The sequence below is a fragment of the Pseudomonas sp. CCI3.1 genome, assembly GCF_034313985.1.
Classification (GTDB): Bacteria; Pseudomonadota; Gammaproteobacteria; order Pseudomonadales; family Pseudomonadaceae; genus Aquipseudomonas; species Aquipseudomonas psychrophila.
This window is the reverse complement of record NZ_JAVIWO010000001.1, coordinates 2,527,008-2,547,500: the sequence shown is the minus strand read 5'-3', so window position 1 is coordinate 2,547,500 and position 20,493 is coordinate 2,527,008. Positions and strand designations below refer to the sequence as shown.

7 protein-coding genes, 2 tRNA genes, 5 rRNA genes and 1 pseudogene (1 of these 15 cut by a window edge) are annotated in these 20,493 nt (G+C 56.0%); 13 read left to right on the top strand and 2 right to left on the bottom strand.

Annotation, left to right across the window (positions count from 1 at the left end):
* The 13 genes from RGV06_RS11685 to RGV06_RS11625 form a co-directional block, all read left to right on the top strand.
* Positions 1-550, top strand: a 23S ribosomal RNA gene (locus RGV06_RS11685) (it extends 2,342 nt beyond the left edge of the window).
* Between the two features lie 150 nt (positions 551-700).
* Positions 701-816: ribosomal RNA gene (gene rrf / locus RGV06_RS11680) — 5S ribosomal RNA — on the top strand.
* 480 nt (positions 817-1,296) lie between these two features.
* A 16S ribosomal RNA gene (locus RGV06_RS11675) occupies positions 1,297-2,833 on the top strand.
* An 81-nt stretch (positions 2,834-2,914) separates the two neighbouring features.
* A tRNA-Ile gene (locus tag RGV06_RS11670) sits at positions 2,915-2,991 on the top strand.
* Between the two features lie 28 nt (positions 2,992-3,019).
* Positions 3,020-3,095: transfer RNA gene (locus RGV06_RS11665), tRNA-Ala, on the top strand.
* 247 nt (positions 3,096-3,342) lie between these two features.
* A 23S ribosomal RNA gene (locus RGV06_RS11660) occupies positions 3,343-6,234 on the top strand.
* A 150-nt stretch (positions 6,235-6,384) separates the two neighbouring features.
* Positions 6,385-6,500: ribosomal RNA gene (rrf, locus tag RGV06_RS11655) — 5S ribosomal RNA — on the top strand.
* Together the 16S, 23S and 5S rRNA genes with 2 tRNA genes alongside form the textbook arrangement of a ribosomal RNA operon.
* A 199-nt stretch (positions 6,501-6,699) precedes the next feature.
* Complete coding sequence (gene recC / locus RGV06_RS11650; protein WP_322150041.1) at positions 6,700-10,149, top strand: exodeoxyribonuclease V subunit gamma; 3,450 nt, start codon at positions 6,700-6,702, stop codon at positions 10,147-10,149.
* Positions 10,149-13,838 carry an exodeoxyribonuclease V subunit beta gene (recB, locus tag RGV06_RS11645; protein WP_322150040.1) on the top strand — a complete coding sequence of 1,230 codons (3,690 nt, stop codon included), beginning with the start codon at positions 10,149-10,151 and terminating at the stop codon, positions 13,836-13,838. Before recC ends, recB begins: the two co-directional genes overlap by 1 nt.
* Positions 13,835-15,919, top strand: a complete 2,085-nt coding sequence (recD, locus tag RGV06_RS11640) for an exodeoxyribonuclease V subunit alpha (RefSeq protein WP_322150039.1) — start codon at positions 13,835-13,837, stop codon at positions 15,917-15,919. The genes recB and recD overlap by 4 nt, the downstream gene beginning before the upstream one ends.
* Before the next feature lie 198 nt (positions 15,920-16,117).
* Positions 16,118-16,693: a YfiR family protein gene (locus RGV06_RS11635; protein WP_019827307.1), complete on the top strand. Its 576-nt coding sequence runs from the start codon at positions 16,118-16,120 to the stop codon at positions 16,691-16,693.
* Entirely contained in the window at positions 16,690-17,961 is a 1,272-nt protein-coding gene (locus RGV06_RS11630) for a diguanylate cyclase domain-containing protein (RefSeq protein WP_019827308.1), read from the top strand. Before RGV06_RS11635 ends, RGV06_RS11630 begins: the two co-directional genes overlap by 4 nt.
* 7 nt (positions 17,962-17,968) lie before the next feature.
* Entirely contained in the window at positions 17,969-18,472 is a 504-nt protein-coding gene (locus RGV06_RS11625) for an OmpA family protein (RefSeq protein ID WP_322150038.1), read from the top strand.
* Positions 18,473-18,874: 402 nt separating this feature from the next.
* Here the strand turns inward: RGV06_RS11625 and RGV06_RS11620 are convergent, their stop codons facing one another.
* Both RGV06_RS11620 and RGV06_RS11615 read right to left on the bottom strand, forming a co-directional pair.
* Complete coding sequence (locus RGV06_RS11620) at positions 18,875-19,132, bottom strand: bacteriocin immunity protein (RefSeq protein WP_322150037.1); 258 nt, start codon at positions 19,130-19,132, stop codon at positions 18,875-18,877.
* Between the two features lie 4 nt (positions 19,133-19,136).
* A pseudogene (locus tag RGV06_RS11615) lies at positions 19,137-20,480 on the bottom strand (S-type pyocin domain-containing protein).
* Between the last annotated feature and the right edge of the window lie 13 nt (positions 20,481-20,493).

The window sequence follows — 20,493 nt, the reverse complement described above, 5'->3', positions numbered from 1 at the left end:
CAGACACGTCGAGCAGGTACGAAAGTAGGTCTTAGTGATCCGGTGGTTCTGTATGGAAGGGCCATCGCTCAACGGATAAAAGGTACTCCGGGGATAACAGGCTGATACCGCCCAAGAGTTCATATCGACGGCGGTGTTTGGCACCTCGATGTCGGCTCATCACATCCTGGGGCTGAAGCCGGTCCCAAGGGTATGGCTGTTCGCCATTTAAAGTGGTACGCGAGCTGGGTTTAGAACGTCGTGAGACAGTTCGGTCCCTATCTGCCGTGGACGTTTGAGATTTGAGAGGGGCTGCTCCTAGTACGAGAGGACCGGAGTGGACGAACCTCTGGTGTTCCGGTTGTCACGCCAGTGGCATTGCCGGGTAGCTATGTTCGGGAAAGATAACCGCTGAAAGCATCTAAGCGGGAAACTTGCCTCAAGATGAGATCTCACTGGAACCTTGAGTTCCCTAAAGGGCCGTCGAAGACTACGACGTTGATAGGTTGGGTGTGTAAGCGCTGTGAGGCGTTGAGCTAACCAATACTAATTGCCCGTGAGGCTTGACCATATAACACCCAAGCAATTTGCGTCGAAGAGACCAGATTGCGGTGTGTGAAGACGATACAAACCGAAAGTTTGCGACTCACAAAACACCAACTATTACATACCCATTCGCTAGAGCGTAAACCGAAAGGTAAACGACCTGGCTACCGAATTTCTTGACGACCATAGAGCATTGGAACCACCTGATCCCATCCCGAACTCAGCAGTGAAACGATGCATCGCCGATGGTAGTGTGGGGTTTCCCCATGTGAGAGTAGGTCATCGTCAAGATTAAATTCCAAAATCCCTGTCTGCTCGCGCAGACGGGGATTTTGTTTTTGTATAAGTACAAGCTTTGTAAAAAGCCTGTGCTGTTAATCAGGCCATTTGCCTGGCTAACACCTCGATTATCTCAATCGAAAGAAGCAGGAAATAAGGTGTTGACAGCAGCGTGTAACGCTGTAGAATTCGCCTCCCGCTAACGAGAGATCGAAAGCGCAAGTGGTTGATGTTACAGAGGAAACTTTGAAAACATCTTAAAATAACCGCTTGACAGCAACAGAGGCTGCTGTAGAATGCGCGCCTCGGTTCAGCGAAAGCTAAACCAACCGCTCTTTAACAACTGAATCAAGCAATTCGTGTGGGTGCTTGTGGAGTCAGACTGATAGTCAACAAGATTATCAGCATCACAAGTTACTCCGCGAGAAATCAAAGATGTAACCAACGATTGCTGAGCCAAGTTTAGGGTTTCTTAAAAACCCAAAGATGTTTGAACTGAAGAGTTTGATCATGGCTCAGATTGAACGCTGGCGGCAGGCCTAACACATGCAAGTCGAGCGGTAGAGAGAAGCTTGCTTCTCTTGAGAGCGGCGGACGGGTGAGTAATACCTAGGAATCTGCCTGATAGTGGGGGATAACGTTCGGAAACGGACGCTAATACCGCATACGTCCTACGGGAGAAAGCAGGGGACCTTCGGGCCTTGCGCTATCAGATGAGCCTAGGTCGGATTAGCTAGTTGGTGAGGTAATGGCTCACCAAGGCTACGATCCGTAACTGGTCTGAGAGGATGATCAGTCACACTGGAACTGAGACACGGTCCAGACTCCTACGGGAGGCAGCAGTGGGGAATATTGGACAATGGGCGAAAGCCTGATCCAGCCATGCCGCGTGTGTGAAGAAGGTCTTCGGATTGTAAAGCACTTTAAGTTGGGAGGAAGGGCATTAACCTAATACGTTAGTGTTTTGACGTTACCGACAGAATAAGCACCGGCTAACTCTGTGCCAGCAGCCGCGGTAATACAGAGGGTGCAAGCGTTAATCGGAATTACTGGGCGTAAAGCGCGCGTAGGTGGTTTGTTAAGTTGAATGTGAAATCCCCGGGCTCAACCTGGGAACTGCATCCAAAACTGGCAAGCTAGAGTATGGTAGAGGGTAGTGGAATTTCCTGTGTAGCGGTGAAATGCGTAGATATAGGAAGGAACACCAGTGGCGAAGGCGACTACCTGGACTGATACTGACACTGAGGTGCGAAAGCGTGGGGAGCAAACAGGATTAGATACCCTGGTAGTCCACGCCGTAAACGATGTCAACTAGCCGTTGGGAGTCTTGAACTCTTAGTGGCGCAGCTAACGCATTAAGTTGACCGCCTGGGGAGTACGGCCGCAAGGTTAAAACTCAAATGAATTGACGGGGGCCCGCACAAGCGGTGGAGCATGTGGTTTAATTCGAAGCAACGCGAAGAACCTTACCAGGCCTTGACATCCAATGAACTTTCTAGAGATAGATTGGTGCCTTCGGGAACATTGAGACAGGTGCTGCATGGCTGTCGTCAGCTCGTGTCGTGAGATGTTGGGTTAAGTCCCGTAACGAGCGCAACCCTTGTCCTTAGTTACCAGCACGTAATGGTGGGCACTCTAAGGAGACTGCCGGTGACAAACCGGAGGAAGGTGGGGATGACGTCAAGTCATCATGGCCCTTACGGCCTGGGCTACACACGTGCTACAATGGTCGGTACAAAGGGTTGCCAAGCCGCGAGGTGGAGCTAATCCCATAAAACCGATCGTAGTCCGGATCGCAGTCTGCAACTCGACTGCGTGAAGTCGGAATCGCTAGTAATCGTGAATCAGAATGTCACGGTGAATACGTTCCCGGGCCTTGTACACACCGCCCGTCACACCATGGGAGTGGGTTGCACCAGAAGTAGCTAGTCTAACCTTCGGGAGGACGGTTACCACGGTGTGATTCATGACTGGGGTGAAGTCGTAACAAGGTAGCCGTAGGGGAACCTGCGGCTGGATCACCTCCTTAATCGACGACATCAGCTGCTCCATAAGTTCCCACACGAATTGCTTGATTCATTGAAGAAGACGATAGAAGCAGACCAAAATTGGGTCTGTAGCTCAGTTGGTTAGAGCGCACCCCTGATAAGGGTGAGGTCGGCAGTTCGAATCTGCCCAGACCCACCAATTTTGTGTAAAAAGCCTGTAGAAATATGGGGCCATAGCTCAGCTGGGAGAGCGCCTGCCTTGCACGCAGGAGGTCAACGGTTCGATCCCGTTTGGCTCCACCATAACTTGCTTCTGTGTCGTAAAGCTTAGAAATGAGCATTCCATCAAACGATGGTGAATGTTGATTTCTGATCTTTTGATTAGATCGTTCTTTAAAAATTTGGGTATGTAATAGAAAGTTAGACTGGATAACACTTTCACTGGTGTTTATTCAGGCTAAGGTAAAATTTGTGAGTGTCTCTTAATTGAGCATGCGAATTTTCGGCGAATGTCGTCTTCATAGTATAACCAGATTGCTTGGGGTTATATGGTCAAGTGAAGAAGCGCATACGGTGGATGCCTTGGCAGTCAGAGGCGATGAAAGACGTGGTAGCCTGCGAAAAGCTTCGGGGAGTCGGCAAACAGACTTTGATCCGGAGATGTCTGAATGGGGGAACCCACCTAACATAAGTTAGGTATCTTAAGCTGAATACATAGGCTTAAGAAGCGAACCAGGGGAACTGAAACATCTAAGTACCCTGAGGAAAAGAAATCAACCGAGATTCCCTTAGTAGTGGCGAGCGAACGGGGACCAGCCCTTAAGCTGTATTGATGTTAGCGGAACGCTCTGGAAAGTGCGGCCATAGTGGGTGATAGCCCTGTACGCGAAAACATCTTTACAGTGAAATCGAGTAGGACGGAGCACGAGAAACTTTGTCTGAATATGGGGGGACCATCCTCCAAGGCTAAATACTACTGACTGACCGATAGTGAACTAGTACCGTGAGGGAAAGGCGAAAAGAACCCCGGAGAGGGGAGTGAAATAGATCCTGAAACCGTATGCGTACAAGCAGTGGGAGCCCACTTTGTTGGGTGACTGCGTACCTTTTGTATAATGGGTCAGCGACTTATTTTCAGTGGCAAGCTTAACCGAATAGGGGAGGCGTAGCGAAAGCGAGTCTTAATAGGGCGTCTAGTCGCTGGGAATAGACCCGAAACCGGGCGATCTATCCATGGGCAGGTTGAAGGTTGGGTAACACTAACTGGAGGACCGAACCGACTACCGTTGAAAAGTTAGCGGATGACCTGTGGATCGGAGTGAAAGGCTAATCAAGCTCGGAGATAGCTGGTTCTCCTCGAAAGCTATTTAGGTAGCGCCTCATGTATCACTGTAGGGGGTAGAGCACTGTTTCGGCTAGGGGGTCATCCCGACTTACCAAACCGATGCAAACTCCGAATACCTACAAGTGCCGAGCATGGGAGACACACGGCGGGTGCTAACGTCCGTCGTGAAAAGGGAAACAACCCAGACCGTCAGCTAAGGTCCCAAAGTTATGGTTAAGTGGGAAACGATGTGGGAAGGCTTAGACAGCTAGGAGGTTGGCTTAGAAGCAGCCACCCTTTAAAGAAAGCGTAATAGCTCACTAGTCGAGTCGGCCTGCGCGGAAGATTTAACGGGGCTCAAACCATACACCGAAGCTACGGGTATCACTTAGGTGATGCGGTAGAGGAGCGTTCTGTAAGCCTGTGAAGGTGAGTTGAGAAGCTTGCTGGAGGTATCAGAAGTGCGAATGCTGACATGAGTAACGATAATGGGTGTGAAAAACACCCACGCCGAAAGACCAAGGTTTCCTGCGCAACGTTAATCGACGCAGGGTTAGTCGGTCCCTAAGGCGAGGCTGAAAAGCGTAGTCGATGGAAAACAGGTTAATATTCCTGTACTTCTGGTTATTGCGATGGAGGGACGGAGAAGGCTAGGCCAGCTTGGCGTTGGTTGTCCAAGTTTAAGGTGGTAGGCTGGAATCTTAGGTAAATCCGGGATTCTAAGGCCGAGAGCTGATGACGAGTTGTCTTTTAGACAACGAAGTGGTTGATGCCATGCTTCCAAGAAAAGCTTCTAAGCTTCAGGTAACCAGGAACCGTACCCCAAACCGACACAGGTGGTTGGGTAGAGAATACCAAGGCGCTTGAGAGAACTCGGGTGAAGGAACTAGGCAAAATGGCACCGTAACTTCGGGAGAAGGTGCGCCGGTGAGGGTGAAGTATTTACTGCGTAAGCCCATGCCGGTCGAAGATACCAGGCCGCTGCGACTGTTTATTAAAAACACAGCACTCTGCAAACACGAAAGTGGACGTATAGGGTGTGACGCCTGCCCGGTGCCGGAAGGTTAATTGATGGGGTTAGCTAACGCGAAGCTCTTGATCGAAGCCCCGGTAAACGGCGGCCGTAACTATAACGGTCCTAAGGTAGCGAAATTCCTTGTCGGGTAAGTTCCGACCTGCACGAATGGCGTAACGATGGCGGCGCTGTCTCCACCCGAGACTCAGTGAAATTGAAATCGCTGTGAAGATGCAGTGTATCCGCGGCTAGACGGAAAGACCCCGTGAACCTTTACTATAGCTTTGCACTGGACTTTGAATTTGCTTGTGTAGGATAGGTGGGAGGCTTTGAAGTGTGAACGCCAGTTTGCATGGAGCCAACCTTGAAATACCACCCTGGCAACTTTGAGGTTCTAACTCAGGTCCGTTATCCGGATCGAGGACAGTGTATGGTGGGTAGTTTGACTGGGGCGGTCTCCTCCTAAAGAGTAACGGAGGAGTACGAAGGTGCGCTCAGACCGGTCGGAAATCGGTCGTAGAGTATAAAGGCAAAAGCGCGCTTGACTGCGAGACAGACACGTCGAGCAGGTACGAAAGTAGGTCTTAGTGATCCGGTGGTTCTGTATGGAAGGGCCATCGCTCAACGGATAAAAGGTACTCCGGGGATAACAGGCTGATACCGCCCAAGAGTTCATATCGACGGCGGTGTTTGGCACCTCGATGTCGGCTCATCACATCCTGGGGCTGAAGCCGGTCCCAAGGGTATGGCTGTTCGCCATTTAAAGTGGTACGCGAGCTGGGTTTAGAACGTCGTGAGACAGTTCGGTCCCTATCTGCCGTGGACGTTTGAGATTTGAGAGGGGCTGCTCCTAGTACGAGAGGACCGGAGTGGACGAACCTCTGGTGTTCCGGTTGTCACGCCAGTGGCATTGCCGGGTAGCTATGTTCGGGAAAGATAACCGCTGAAAGCATCTAAGCGGGAAACTTGCCTCAAGATGAGATCTCACTGGAACCTTGAGTTCCCTAAAGGGCCGTCGAAGACTACGACGTTGATAGGTTGGGTGTGTAAGCGCTGTGAGGCGTTGAGCTAACCAATACTAATTGCCCGTGAGGCTTGACCATATAACACCCAAGCAATTTGCGTCGAAGAGACCAGATTGCGGTGTGTGAAGACGATACAAACCGAAAGTTTGCGACTCACAAAACACCAACTATTACATACCCATTCGCTGGAGCGTAAACCGAAAGGTAAACGACCTGGCTACCGAATTTCTTGACGACCATAGAGCATTGGAACCACCTGATCCCATCCCGAACTCAGCAGTGAAACGATGCATCGCCGATGGTAGTGTGGGGTTTCCCCATGTGAGAGTAGGTCATCGTCAAGATTAAATTCCAAACCCCCTGTCTGCGTTAGCAGACAGGGGGTTTGTTTTTGTGGCGAGAAAAGGTGTGGCACGCGCACTTCTAATACATCGCTCGATACTCCCCAGTCCCACGCACTGTCTTTAAGCTTGCACTCCACCCATCTTGCCGAGCAATGTTAAGGTTCGCTTTTGGATCTTGCCTTCTCCTAAGGATGCCGTCATGCCGGTTGCTACGCCCCTCAATGCGGGTTTTATGGTGGTTCACGGTAACCGCCTTGATGAGTTACGTAGCCTGGTCGTCAGCTGGATGCGGCGCTATCCCCTGGCTCCCCTGGAGAATGAAATCGCTCTGGTGCAGAGCAATGGCATCGCCCAATGGTTGAAGCTGGCCCTCGCCGAAGACGCTCAGGACGATGACCTTGGCGGCTGCGGTATTGCGGCAGCAGTGGACGTGCAGTTGCCCGGCAGTTTTTTGTGGCAGCTCTATCGACTGGTATTAGGCAGCGAAGAAATCCCCGCCAAGTCCCTGCTCGATAAAGGCCCGCTGACCTGGCGTCTGATGCGCCTGCTGCCAGCCCTCATCGATCAACCGCACTTCGAGCCGCTGCAGCGCTTCCTGACGCACGACACTGATTTGCGCAAACGCTATCAATTGTCCGAGCGCCTGGCTGACCTGTTCGACCAATATCAGGTCTACCGTGCCGATTGGCTCGAAGACTGGGCCGCTGGCCGGCATCAACTGCGCAATGCCCGAGGCGAAAGCCCGGCTTTGAGCCCGGCCAACTGCTGGCAAGCCGAACTGTGGCGTGCGCTACTGCTGGATGTAGGTGAGGAGGGCATGTCCCAGAGCCGAGCCGGTGTTCACCAGCGCTTCATGGACAAAATCAGCAGCCTTGAGCAAGCCCCTCCCGGTTTACCTGCCCGAGTCATCGTCTTCGGTATCTCTTCATTGCCCGCCCAAGCGCTAGAAGCTCTGGCGGGGCTCGCCCGTTTCAGCCAAGTACTGTTGTGCGTGCACAACCCATGCCGCCATCATTGGTCTGACATCGTTGCCGATAAAGATCTACTGCGCCATCAGTACAAACGCCAGGCCCGCAAGAGCGGAATGCCTACAGCACTTGATCTGGATACCTTGCATCAACACGCACACCCACTGCTGGCTGCGTGGGGCAAGCAAGGTCGCGACTACATTAACCTGCTCGACAGCTACGACGAGCCCAACAGCTACCGTGCCGCCTTTCGTGATGGCCGCATTGACCTGTTCAGCGAAGTCGAACCACTCAACCTGCTCAACCAGCTGCAGGACGACATTCTTGAACTGCGCCCCCTGAACGAAACCCGCGAGTTATGGCCCGCTGTCGATTTGGAAAAGGACCGTTCAATCCGTTTCCACATTGCCCACAGTGCTCAGCGAGAAGTCGAGATTCTTCACGACCAGCTACTCGCAAGATTTAGCGAAAACCCACAATTGCAACCGCGGGATGTGATTGTGATGGTGCCGGATGTCGACAGCTATGCACCCCATATCCGCGCCGTATTCGGTCAGATTGACCGCGATGATCGCCGCTTTATTCCTTACACCTTGGCTGACCAGGGCCAGCGTGGCCGAGACCCGTTGCTGATCGCCCTTGAGCATCTGCTCAAGTTGCCTGACAGCCGTTTCCCGGTCAGTGAAATCCTCGACTTGCTCGACGTCCCTTCACTGCGTGCTCGCTTCAACGTCCAGGAGCGCGACTTGCCCACCCTGCATCGCTGGATCGAAGGTGCGGGAATTCGCTGGGGGTTGAACGCTGAGCAACGTGCAGGCCTGGGTTTGCCAGAGCAATTGGAGCAAAACAGTTGGCGATTTGGCCTGCGTCGCATGCTGCTCGGATATGCCGTGGGCAGCGGCGAAGCCTGCGATGGCATTGAGCCCTACGATGAAATTGGTGGCCTGGATGCCGTACTGATTGGTCCGCTTGTGGCCTTGCTCGATGCCCTTGAAATCGCCCATCAAGAACTCTCCCGACCTGCACTGCCGCAGCAATGGGGTGTGCGCCTTCAAGCGCTGGTACAACTGTTTTTCCAGGCCGAAACCGAGCACGACGACTATCTGCTGGCCCAGCTTGAAGAGTTGCGCGAAACCTGGCTTGAAACCTGTGAGCTGGTTGGCTTGCAGGATGAGTTACCGCTGACGGTCGTACGTGAAGCCTGGCTCACCGGGCTTGACCAAGGAAAACTCTCACAGCGTTTCCTTGCCGGTGCAGTCAATTTCTGCACCTTGATGCCGATGCGTGCCATCCCCTTCAAGCTGGTGTGTCTGCTGGGTATGAATGACGGCGACTACCCGCGTGCACAACCGCCGCTGGATTTCGATTTGATGGGCAGCGACTATCGCCCTGGTGACCGTTCCCGCCGCGAGGATGATCGATACCTGCTACTCGAAGCGCTGCTTTCCGCCCGCGATCAGCTCTATATCAGCTGGGTAGGGCGCAGTATTCGCGACAACAGCGAGCGCCCGGCGTGTGTCCTGATCGGCCAACTGCGTGATCACCTGGCCAATGGCTGGCAACTGCAAGGGGGCGATGAGCTGCTCGACGCCATGACCCAAGAGCATCCGTTGCAGCCCTTCAGCACCCGTTATTTCCACGAAGGTAACCCCAACCTGTTCAGTTATGCCCGCGAATGGCAGCGATTGCACGCGCCACAACCGCAACCGGTTCCGCCGGGTACGCTAGGAGCGCACGAGCAGGAGGAGCCACTAAATCTGACGCAGTTGCAGGACTTCTTGCGCAACCCTGTGCGTCACTTCTTTAGTCAGCGCTTGAAAGTATTCTTCGAAGCAGCCGAGGTGCCTTTGGCAGATGAAGAACCTTTCGTACTCGATGCGCTGCAACGCTACACCCTGAGCGACAGCTTGCTTGAAGCCGCACTGGCACAGCCCGACCAGCTTGAAAGCGCCTTGCATAACCGCGCTTTGCGTTTGCAAGGCAGCGGCCTGCTGCCCATGGCCGGGTTTGGCGAATGCCTGCAACAAGAACTGATCGAGCCATTACCGGATGTATTGCAACGTTATCAACAGCTACTGGCCCTTTGGCCTACGCCGTTGAACAGCGCGCTACCCATCAGCTTTGAAGACCACGGTCTGATCCTTGAAGGCTGGCTCAGTAACCTGCATCAACGCAGCGATAAAGGCCTACTGTCCATCACCACCATTCCTAACAGCATTGGTGCGATTAAAACCCGCAAATGGCATCGATTGACACGGCCGTGGGTAAACCATCTGGCGGCGTGTGCCAGTGGTCTGGAGATGTCGACCGCACTGGTGGCCAGCGATGACACGTTGCTGCTCGACCCTCTGGATGCCAAACAGGCCCGCGATATTTTGGGTAACTTGCTGGTGGCCTGGAAAGTCGGCATGAGCCATCCGCTGCCCATTGCGGTGAAAACGGCCTTTGCCTGGCTGGCACAAACAGACCCGGCCAAGGCCGATGCTGCGGCACAAAAAGCCTACGAAGGTGATGGCCAGACCAGTGACGGCGAACGCCGCGAAAGCGCGGCTCTGGCCAGACAGTTTCCTGATTACGCTGCCCTGATGGCCGCTGAAGAATTTGAAGAGTGGTGCGATGCCCTCTATCGACCCCTTTTTGATGCGCCTTGGCGTTCATTAAACAGCGAGGCTTCCCGCTAATGAGCGAGCAAACATTACCGCTGGCCTTGGCCTTCCCCCTACGTGGCAGCCAACTGATCGAAGCCAGCGCCGGCACCGGCAAAACCTTTACCATCTCGGCGCTCTACCTGCGGCTGATCCTGGGTCATGGCGGCGAAGCATCTGGCTTTGGGCGTGAACTGTTACCGCCGCAAATTCTCGTCGTGACCTTCACCGATGCTGCCACCAAAGAGCTGCGCGATCGTATCCGTACCCGGCTGGCAGAGGCTGCCCGGTTCTTTCGTGGCGAGATCGAAGCCCCGGATGCTCTTGTCGAGCAATTGCGTGAACAGTTTGCTCCCGAGCAGTGGGCCGCTTGCGCGGGACGCCTCGACATCGCAGCTCAGTGGATGGACGAGGCTGCCGTATCGACCATTCACAGTTGGTGTCAGCGCATGTTGCGCGAGCATGCCTTCGACAGCGGCAGCCTGTTTACCCAGACCCTGGAAACCGACCACAGCGACTTGCTGGGCGAAGTGCTGCGCGATTACTGGCGGCTGTTTTGCTACCCCATGCAGGGCGATGCGCTGAACTGGGTGCGCGCCAACTGGAGTGGCCCCGCCGCCTTGTTACCGCGTGTGCGTGCACTGTTTGGCAGCTCACGTCAGCCAGCCAAAGAGCAGCAGACTCCGGCGCAAATGATTGAAGCCTGTTTGCAAGAGCGTCGCCAGGCCTTGGCCCAGCTCAAAACGCCCTGGTTGCTGTGGGCACAAGAACTACGGGATATCTGCCTGCAAGCCGTGGCGAGCAAAACCGTCGACGGTCGCAAAATGCAGGCCCGTTATTTCGAACCCTGGTTTGAAAAACTCAGCACCTGGGCTGCTGACGACACTCAGGAGCAACTCGACCTTGGCACCGGCTTCACGCGTCTGACCCCCGATGGCATGGCCGAAGCCTGGAAGGGCTCGCCCCCGCAGCACCCGGGGCTGGACGCCATGCAGGGCCTTAAGGCTGCGCTCGATGCCTTGCCCACTCCAGACGCCGCGGTTCTGCAACATGCGGCGAACTGGGTCAGCGTGCGCTTTGAAGAGGAAAAACGCCGCCGTGCCGAGATGGGCTTCGACGACATGCTGCTGCGCCTTGACGCTGCATTGCAGGCCGAAGGCGGCGAGCGCCTGGCGACCTTGATTCGCGAACAGTTTCCGGTGGCTTTGATCGACGAATTTCAAGACACCGATCCCGTGCAGTACCGTATCTTCGAGACTATCTACCGGATTGAAGACAACAGCCCCGACACGGGTCTGTTCCTGATTGGCGACCCTAAACAGGCGATCTATGCCTTTCGCGGGGCCGATATCTACACCTACCTGCGCGCACGTCACGCCACCAGTGGACGTTTACATACGCTGGACACCAACTTCCGTTCCAGCCACGCAATGGTCAAGGCGGTAAACCACGTCTTTGAGCGGGCCGAGCAACGCGATACCGGGCGAGGCGCCTTTTTATTCCGCGAAGGTTCTGAAAATCCTGTGCCTTTTGTGTCGGTCAAATCTCAAGGACGTAAAGAAGTCCTACAGCTTGATGGCAAGCCGATTACGGCATTAACCCTCTGGCAATTGCCTTCCGAGCAGCCCGTGTCGGGCGTCATCTATCGTCAGCAACTGGCGGCAGTCTGTGCCAGCCAGATTGTTGAGCTGCTCAATGGCGGTCAACAAGGCCGCTGCGGTTTCGCCAAAGACGGCGAAATCGTGCGCGGCGTGTTGCCTGCGGATATCGCCATTTTGGTACGTGACGGTAAGGAAGCGCAGTCGGTCAGGCGAGAGTTATCGATCCGTGGTGTACGCAGCGTTTACCTGTCGGATAAGGATTCGGTCTACGCGGCGCAGGAAGCACACGATGTACTGGCCTGGCTCAAGGCTTGCGCCGAACCGGACGTAGAGCGTCCGCTGCGTGCTGCGCTGGCCTGCATCACCCTGGACCTGCCGCTGATTGAACTGGAGCGTCTGAACCAGGACGAATTGGCCTGGGAAAAACGTGTGATGCAGTTCCGGGGCTACCGTGAAATCTGGCGCAAGCAAGGGGTGCTCGCCATGTTGCGCCGCATGCTGCATGACTTCGAACTGCCCCAGGCCCTGATCGCCCGCCCCGATGGCGAGCGCGTGCTGACCAACGTGCTGCACCTGTCCGAACTGCTGCAACAGGCTGCAGCCGAACTGGATGGCGAGCAGGCGTTGATCCGCCATCTGGCCGAGCATCTGGCATTGTCAGGGCAGGCGGGCGAAGAGCAAATCTTGCGCCTTGAAAGTGACGAGCAACTGGTCAAAGTAGTGACCATCCACAAGTCCAAGGGACTGGAATACCCATTGGTGTTCTTGCCGTTCATCTGTTCAACAAAACCCGTGGATGGCAGCCGTTTACCGCTGCATTACCACGACGCTGCGGGCAATGCCCACGTAAGCCTGACGCCGACGCCAGAGCTGATCGCCCAAGCGGATGACGAGCGTCTGGCCGAAGACTTGCGTCTGCTCTACGTGGCCCTGACCCGCGCTCAGCATGCTTGCTGGTTGGGAGTTGCCGACCTCAAGCGCGGTAACAACAATCGTTCGATCCTGCACCTTTCAGCTTTGGGGTATTTGTTGGGCGGCGGAGCCACGCTGGCCGAATCGGTCGGGTTACAGAGCTGGCTGGCAGAGGCTCAGCAAGACTGCGCCGCCATACAGTTTGAGCCGGTACCAGCCGCTTGCGAGGCGCACTTTTACCCACCGCTTAACCAGGCCACCCTGCTTGAGCCCCGGATTCCGACGCGCCGGGCTGCAGAAAACTGGTGGATCGCTTCCTACAGCGCATTGCGCATTGGTGACAGCCTCAGTCCTGCCGAGGCTCCCGAGAGCGCACTGGCGCAAAAGCTCTCGGACGACGAGCGACTCGATCCTGATGCACCCCGCGAAGTGTTACTCAGTGGTGGCGATATACACCGCTTCCCACGTGGGCCCAATCCCGGGACTTTCCTGCACGGCTTGCTTGAGTGGGCGGGCAGCGAGGGCTTCAAGGCAACACCCGAAGCAATCAGCGACGCTGTGGCGCGACGCTGCAACCGGCGTGGCTGGCAAGGCTGGATCGAGACCCTGAGCGACTGGCTGCAGCATCTGCAGGACGAACCGTTGCGTCTGAATAATGGCCAGCCGGCGGTCGTACTGAGTGAACTTGGCCAGTACCAGATCGAAATGGAGTTCTGGTTTGCCAGCCACAAAGTCGATGTGGTGCAACTGGACACACTGGTACGTCAGCACACCCATGGCGGCGCGCCGCGTGCCGGAGCCGAGCCGAGCCTGCTCAATGGCATGTTCAAGGGTTTTATCGACCTGACTTTCGAACACCAGGGTCGCTATTACGTGGCGGACTACAAATCCAACTGGCTGGGCGTTGACGATTCGGCCTACACCGAGCAAGCGATGACTGCCGCGATTCTGGATCATCGCTACGACCTGCAGTACGTCTTGTACTTGCTGGCCTTGCATCGTCAGCTCAAGGCGCGATTGCCCGACTATGACTACGACCAACACATGGGCGGTGCGCTGTATCTGTTTTTGCGTGGCACCCGTTCTCAGGGGCAGGGCGTGTACTTCACCCGGCCCCCCCGACTATTGATCGAAAGTCTGGACCTGATGTTCCAGGGCAAACCTTTACCGAAAACAGCTGAACCGGCGTGGGAACAGGGAGTGTTGTTATGAGTCGTTCGTTTGCTGAACTGTTGCCTACGCCGTTGACGGCTGAAAGCCTTGCCCTCCTGCAACCGTTGAGCCGTGCTGAAGATCTGCTGCTGTTGCTGGAACGCTGGGTCGAGCGCGGCTGGCTGCGCGCACTGGATAAAGCCTTCGTCGCTTTCCTGCATGAGCGCGACCCTCAAGGTGACCCCCTGGTGTTGTTGGCGGCAGCCTTGACCAGCCATCAGTTGGGCCACGGCCATGTCTGTCTTGATTTGTTCGAGACGCTGAAGGAGCCCGACTTTGCACTCTCCTTACCACCCGAAGGCGATGTGCAAACCGGCGCCATGCTGCTGCCCTCGCAGTTGCTTGAGGCGTTGGGAGGTGACGCGTGGTGCAGGGCCCTGCAAGCCAGCCCGTTGGTTGAGCACGCGGGCCAGCCGTCGGCAGATGCGGCCAGTCGGCCATTGGTGCTGAGTGAGCGCCGGCTGTATTTACGCCGCTATTGGGCCTATGAGCGCCGGATCGATAGCGCCTTGCGCCAACGTCTGACACAGGTTGAAGCTACGCCTGATGATTTGCCTGCACGGTTGAACGGCTTATTCGGTAGCCCGGCACAGAATGCGCCGATTGACTGGCAAAAATTGGCCTGCGCTCTGGCCACACGAGGCGCTTTCAGCATTGTTACGGGGGGGCCAGGTACCGGCAAAACCACCACAGTGGTGCGCTTGCTGGCCTTGCTTCAAGCCCCGGCGGTCGAAGCGGGGGCGCCCTTGCGAATTCGCCTTGCCGCACCGACCGGTAAAGCGGCCGCGCGCCTGACCGAGTCAATCAGCCTGCAAGTCAAATCCCTTGAAGTGGACGACAAGGTTCGGCAAAAAATCCCCAGTGACGTGACCACCGTCCACCGTTTGCTCGGCAGTCGCCCCGGCACACGCCACTTCCGTCATCACGCGGGCAATCGCCTGCCGCTGGACGTGCTGGTGGTCGACGAAGCGTCAATGATCGATCTCGAAATGATGGCCAACTTGCTCGATGCATTACCTGCTCATGCGCGGCTGGTGCTGTTGGGCGATAAGGACCAATTGGCGTCGGTTGAAGCCGGCGCGGTACTGGGCGATTTGTGCCGCGATGCCGAGGCGGGCTGGTACACCCCGCAAACCCGTGCCTGGCTTGAGCAGGTCAGCGGCGAGAACCTGGGTAACAGTGACTTGCAACAAGATCTGGAGGGTTCGCATCCACTGGCCCAGCAAGTGGTCATGCTGCGTCACTCGCGCCGTTTTGGTGAAGGCAGCGGCATTGGTCAGCTGTCGCGGCTGGTCAACCAGCAACTGCCCCGCGAAGCACGGGCCTTGCTGGCGGCAGGTAGCCATGCCGATCTTTTTGCATTACCCCTCAAGGGCGAGCAAGACCGTGGCTTTGAGCGTCTGGCACTGGAAGGGCGCGGTACTGAAGCCAAAGGCTATCGGCATTACCTTGAGGTACTGCGTGAGCAGCGCCCTCCTGCCGAGACCGGTCTTGAGGACCCTTGTTGGGCACTATGGGCAGGTAATGTGTTGCACGCGTTCGAGGCCTTTCAAGTGCTCTGCGCAGTGCGCAAGGGCCCCTGGGGTGTCGAAGGCTTGAATGAGCGCATCACCCGCGCCCTGTTTGCCCGCAAGCTGATCGACAGTGACCAGCACTGGTACGAAGGCCGTCCGGTGTTGATGACCCGCAACGATTACGGCCTTGGCCTGATGAACGGCGATATCGGTATCGCCCTCAAGCTCCCTGAACGTGATGGCCAGACCCCGCATCATGTACTGCGAGTGGCTTTCGCCCGTAACGACGGGCAGGGCGGAATTCGCTTTGTACTGCCCAGTCGACTCAATGATGTTGAAACGGTCTATGCCATGACCGTGCATAAATCCCAAGGCTCGGAGTTCTCCCACACCGCGCTGGTGCTCCCCGAGGCGCTCAACCCAGTACTGACCAAAGAGCTGATCTACACCGGTATTACCCGGGCCAAAAACTGGTTCAGCCTGGTCGAGCCGCGCACCGGCGTCTTCGAAGAGGCTGTGCAGCGCAAGGTCAAACGGCTGAGCGGATTGATGCTGGGGCTGGGGTAAATCTGGTGAAAGCGGACTTGCTCGCAAAGGAACTACAGCGGTGCGTCAGGAAAGCTGGGCTGCTGGATTGCGAGTAAGCCCGCTCACGCAGGGAAATAGCGTTTACAACAGCACTTAATGTGACCTGTATCACAGTCAATTTACCCGCTGTGCTATCGTTACGACATTATTCCTACAAAGATTACAGAGAAATCCTGCATGGACGTGGCTGTCTCATCGACAGAACAGTACTTTGGATGGCGGTTTCGGCTGCTTTCACTTTGTCTGTTGCTGCTGAGCACTCCTTGCCTGGCTGAACCTGAAGTGCCAATCAATCTGGCTGATCAGCGTGCCAAGGCGGTGACCCAAGTGGTCCTTGGCATCCTCAGTTATGCACGCTGGCCCACTGAGCCGGCGCAACTGCAGTTGTGCGTAATCGGCCCCACCGAATACACCGATGACCTGCTCAAGGGCGCGACGCAGTCCAGTGGCCGGCCGGTGCAGGTGCGGCGTGTGCTGGCCAGTGACCCGGGCATTGCGAGTGACTGCAATGCCGTTTACTTGGGCAAGCTGAGCGCTGACGAACGCAGCGGTCTATTCACCAGCCTCAATACCAAAGCCGTGCTGAGCATCAGCGAAGACCGTGATCAATGCACCGTCGGCAGTCTTTTTTGCCTGCACGTACGCGATGAGCAGGTGTCGTTTGAGGTCAATCTCGACTCCGTTGCCCGCAGCGGCGTGCGCATTCATCCCAGTGTGTTGCAGCTGTCGCGCCGCCGGGCGGCACAACCATGAGAGCGTTCAACACCCCGAAAAAACGTCTGCGATTGCGTTCGGTCTTGCGCCGGGGCCACCTGGGCGTTGCATTGGTCGCCGTAACGCTGGCCAGCGCCTCCATGACCTTGCTGGGGGTGCTGGCGCTCAAGGTTTACGCTGATCACAACCTGCACCTGATTGCCCGCTCCATCAACTACACCGTGGAAGCTGCCGTGGTGTTTGATGACCGTGCCGCTGCGACTGAAGCATTGGCCATGATTGCGTCCACGGAAGCGGTCGCCGAGGCTCGGGTCTACACGGCGGATGGCGAACTGCTCGCCCAATGGATGCGCCCTGAAAATGGCTTGCTGAGCCGTGTCGAAATGCTGTTGGCCGATGCCTTGCTTGAGCAACCGATCAGCGTGCCGATTCTGCATCAGGGCCGGGAAATCGGGCTTGTGACCGTTCGTGGGCACGGAGCCAATATGCTGCGTTTCTTGCTGAGCGGATTGTTCGGTGTGCTTGTGTGCACGGCACTCAGCGCCTGGAGTGCGTTGTATTTGTCGCGTCGGCTATTGGGTGGCATCACCGGGCCCTTGCAACAACTGGCAGAAGTGGCCCACGCCGCTCGCCGCGAGCGAGCGTTCGATCGTCGCGTGCCGCCTGCGGATATTGCCGAGCTGGACAGCCTGGGTAACGACTTCAATGCACTGCTCGATGAACTTGAGTCATGGCAAAGCCATCTGCAAAACGAAAACCAGACCCTGGCGCATCAGGCCAGTCACGACTCGCTGACCAACCTGCCCAACCGTGCCTACTTTGAAGCGCGATTGACGCGCACCTTGCGCACGTTGAACAAAGCCCGTGAGAAAGCCGCCGTGCTGTTCCTCGACAGTGATCGCTTTAAAGAAATCAACGACTCTTACGGGCATGCCACAGGGGACGCAGTGTTGGTTGCCGTGGCTACACGCGTCCGCGCCCAGTTGCGTGAGGGTGATGTGGTCGCGCGTCTGGGTGGCGACGAGTTCGCAATATTGCTGACCCCGCTGCACAAGATCGAAGACGCCCAGCGCATTGCAGACAAGATCATTGCCAGCATGCTTGAGCCAATTGAAGTGCCGGGGCAAGTCAGCGTCGTGTCTTCACTCAGTATCGGCATCGCTGTTTACCCAGAACATGGTGCAACCGCCCAGGAGCTGCTCAGTGCAGCTGATTCGGCGATGTACCAGGCAAAGCGTCTCGCTCGAGGCGGGCAACACCTTGCGGAGTTGGAGTGCCCCGCAAACACCGTAATTACCAGGAGCTAACCCCCGTATGCGTGTTTTGAACCATCGTTTTTTACAATTTTTCAGCGTCGCCTTGTTGCTGGCCACGTTGTCGTTGACCGGTTGCCAGACCGCTGCGCCAAAAGGGCTGACGCCCGCGCAAGTGGCCGTGCTGAAGGAGCAGGGCTTTGAACTGACTGAAGAGGGCTGGGCGTTTGGCCTGTCGGGCAAAGTGCTGTTTGGCAGCGACCTTGAAGTGCTCAACGCGCAAAGCCAGGAAATCGTGGAGCGCATCGGCACCGCCTTGCTCGGTGCAGACATCCAGCGTGTGCGGGTCGATGGTCACAGCGATTCCTCAGGCAAGGAGTCCTACAACGAGCAACTGTCCGTGCGCCGCGCCAACAGCGTGGTCAAGGCGCTGCTCAAAGTCGGCATGCGCCCCGAAAATATCCAGATCCGTGGGTTGGGTAGCCGCGAGCCAGTGGCCAGCAACGCAACCCGCGCCGGGCGCACGGAAAACCGCCGTGTATCGATTGTGGTGATTGCCGACTAGAGATTCGTACTGACCCCCTCTTTGTGGGAGCGGGCTTGCTCGCGATAGCATCACCGCGATCATTCAGGCAGACCGCGGTGTCTGAATCGCGAGCAAGCCCGCTCCCACGGGGCATGGGGTCCCCCCAAAAATCTCATCCCCCGGGTTTCACCTTGCAACAGCGCCGCATTCAGCTTTGTCACTTCGCGGATGGAATAACCCATGGTGCCGGGTAGGCAGTCGTCCTACGCAATCAGCCCTGTAGCACAGTCCAATCGGTGATTTGCACACCCGGACCTTAACAACGCTACAGTCGCAATCGCCCATGCCTTCATTGATTAAGTCCTTATGTTGAATTGGCTGAGCCTGCAGTCTCGGTTGGCATCGTGCCATCACGTCACACCGTCTCCCAAGAGCTGGAAATCAGTCCTCCTTGAATCCCGGCAAGCCTTTAGCAGCTCGCCATTCTTTTACTGTATGGGTGATGCCTTCGTTTGAGTTGTCCGCTCCATCCTCGGGGTAATAGATGAGGTCGGTTCCATCCGGGTGTTCGGTCAACTGGCAAAACTGCTGTAGAAGCGGATCAAGAACCTCATCAGGTGCGTGTTTATTGGCCTCGCGTATCTCTCGCATGAACTGGATGAACTCGGCTTCTGTGTAGTCAGAGAAGTGGTTTTTCATGGTTCTATTTCCGGTGAATATCGATATGGTTTTTTGGAGTGTTGACTCGCAAATTGTCAATGTCGTACACCTGTCCGCCTTCTGATACCAGCTCGACGTGGTGCAGCTCAAAAGAACTTTTGCTTCCTGCCCTTTCTCGATAACGAGCTTTGGGGGCGTTGCCGTTTTGCATGCGTTCTATGTTGTCTGGGATGAACTGGCTACTCAGTTCCGAGTCAGCCACTACGGCCTTCCAGAGCGCCTTCCTGAAAGCATCGAAGCTACTAAAGCTTTTGCCCCGGAGCTGGTCGGCAATTCTTGTTGGTATGGGCGCTCCGAGTCCAGCACTCGCCCCGGCTAACCAGATGCCCGTCACATCTTTTCCTTGTCCGGTTACGGTGCCGGGATCAAGGCGGACATTCATCACGATGTACAAGGGCTGCACATCAGAATCAGCTGGGAACACCAGAATGAAATCTTTGTACGCGTCTGGGTAAATCGGGCTGACAATGATGTTATCAGCCTGTTCGGTGGGCGGATAAATCCAAATCTGTGGTGCCTGTGGTGCGCCTTCTAACGCTGGAGTCCCTAAGGTGCTGGACGGGTCAGTTGCTGGCGTCCAGATCAAGGTTACGCCATCTCCAAAATCAGCCACTTGCTGGGAGCCTTGGGCAACGAACTGCACTATGGGAATCATTTCCCAGTCACGGCGCTTCTGGGTGTTGTACCCGTATCCCTTCAAAGTGCCATCGGCCTGTTGCTCAACGGTTAATCGGACACGTGTACGTCCTTCTTTAAGCGACTGGAGCTGTTCTTCTGTATATAGGCTGCTGTCGCCCAAGCTGGATGGCCACAGCAATGCAACCACTCCCACCAATGCACCAGCAGCAACACCAGTGGTAGCCCCGGATGCCACAGCACCAGCCGCACACAAACCACCACAAGACACACCGCTAGCGGTGGCAGTAGCAACGCCGCCTAATAGAAGTGTTCCCAGTGAGGCGGGTAGGGTGCCACTGATTTTCTTGAGAGGAATGTTTCCTTGTGCATCCGTTTAACGGCCACCCAGCAAGGCAAACTCGCCATATTGGCTAACCGGATCGGTGGGGATGGCTCCACCGGGACTGATGGAGTTAATGGTCCCATCTGGCAGCGTGCAACTCTTGGCAAAGACGCATCCGCGTGCGGCCACTTCATCCTGCTTCTTGATCGAATTCCTACGTGCGTCAGCTTCCCGCTCGTTCCTTGCATTCGCCGCCAGTGTTCTGTCCCAAGCTGCCTGTGCTTCCTCTGTCGCCTCGGCATGTCGCCTGTTGCCATCTATCCCATTACATCCCAGGGTACTCGGGAAGAGATTTTTAGCCGCCATAACACCCCCTGTG

What these genes read in the sequence shown, in the direction of transcription:
- recC (WP_322150041.1), top strand. Translation starts at nt 6,700, where the DNA reads ATGCCGGTTGCTACGCCCCTCAATGCGGGTTTTATGGTGGTTCACGGT.
- recB (WP_322150040.1), top strand. Translation starts at nt 10,149, where the DNA reads ATGAGCGAGCAAACATTACCGCTGGCCTTGGCCTTCCCCCTACGTGGC.
- recD (WP_322150039.1), top strand. Translation starts at nt 13,835, where the DNA reads ATGAGTCGTTCGTTTGCTGAACTGTTGCCTACGCCGTTGACGGCTGAA.
- RGV06_RS11635 (WP_019827307.1), top strand. Translation starts at nt 16,118, where the DNA reads ATGGACGTGGCTGTCTCATCGACAGAACAGTACTTTGGATGGCGGTTT.
- RGV06_RS11630 (WP_019827308.1), top strand. Translation starts at nt 16,690, where the DNA reads ATGAGAGCGTTCAACACCCCGAAAAAACGTCTGCGATTGCGTTCGGTC.
- RGV06_RS11625 (WP_322150038.1), top strand. Translation starts at nt 17,969, where the DNA reads ATGCGTGTTTTGAACCATCGTTTTTTACAATTTTTCAGCGTCGCCTTG.
- RGV06_RS11620 (WP_322150037.1), bottom strand. Translation starts at nt 19,132, where the DNA reads ATGAAAAACCACTTCTCTGACTACACAGAAGCCGAGTTCATCCAGTTC.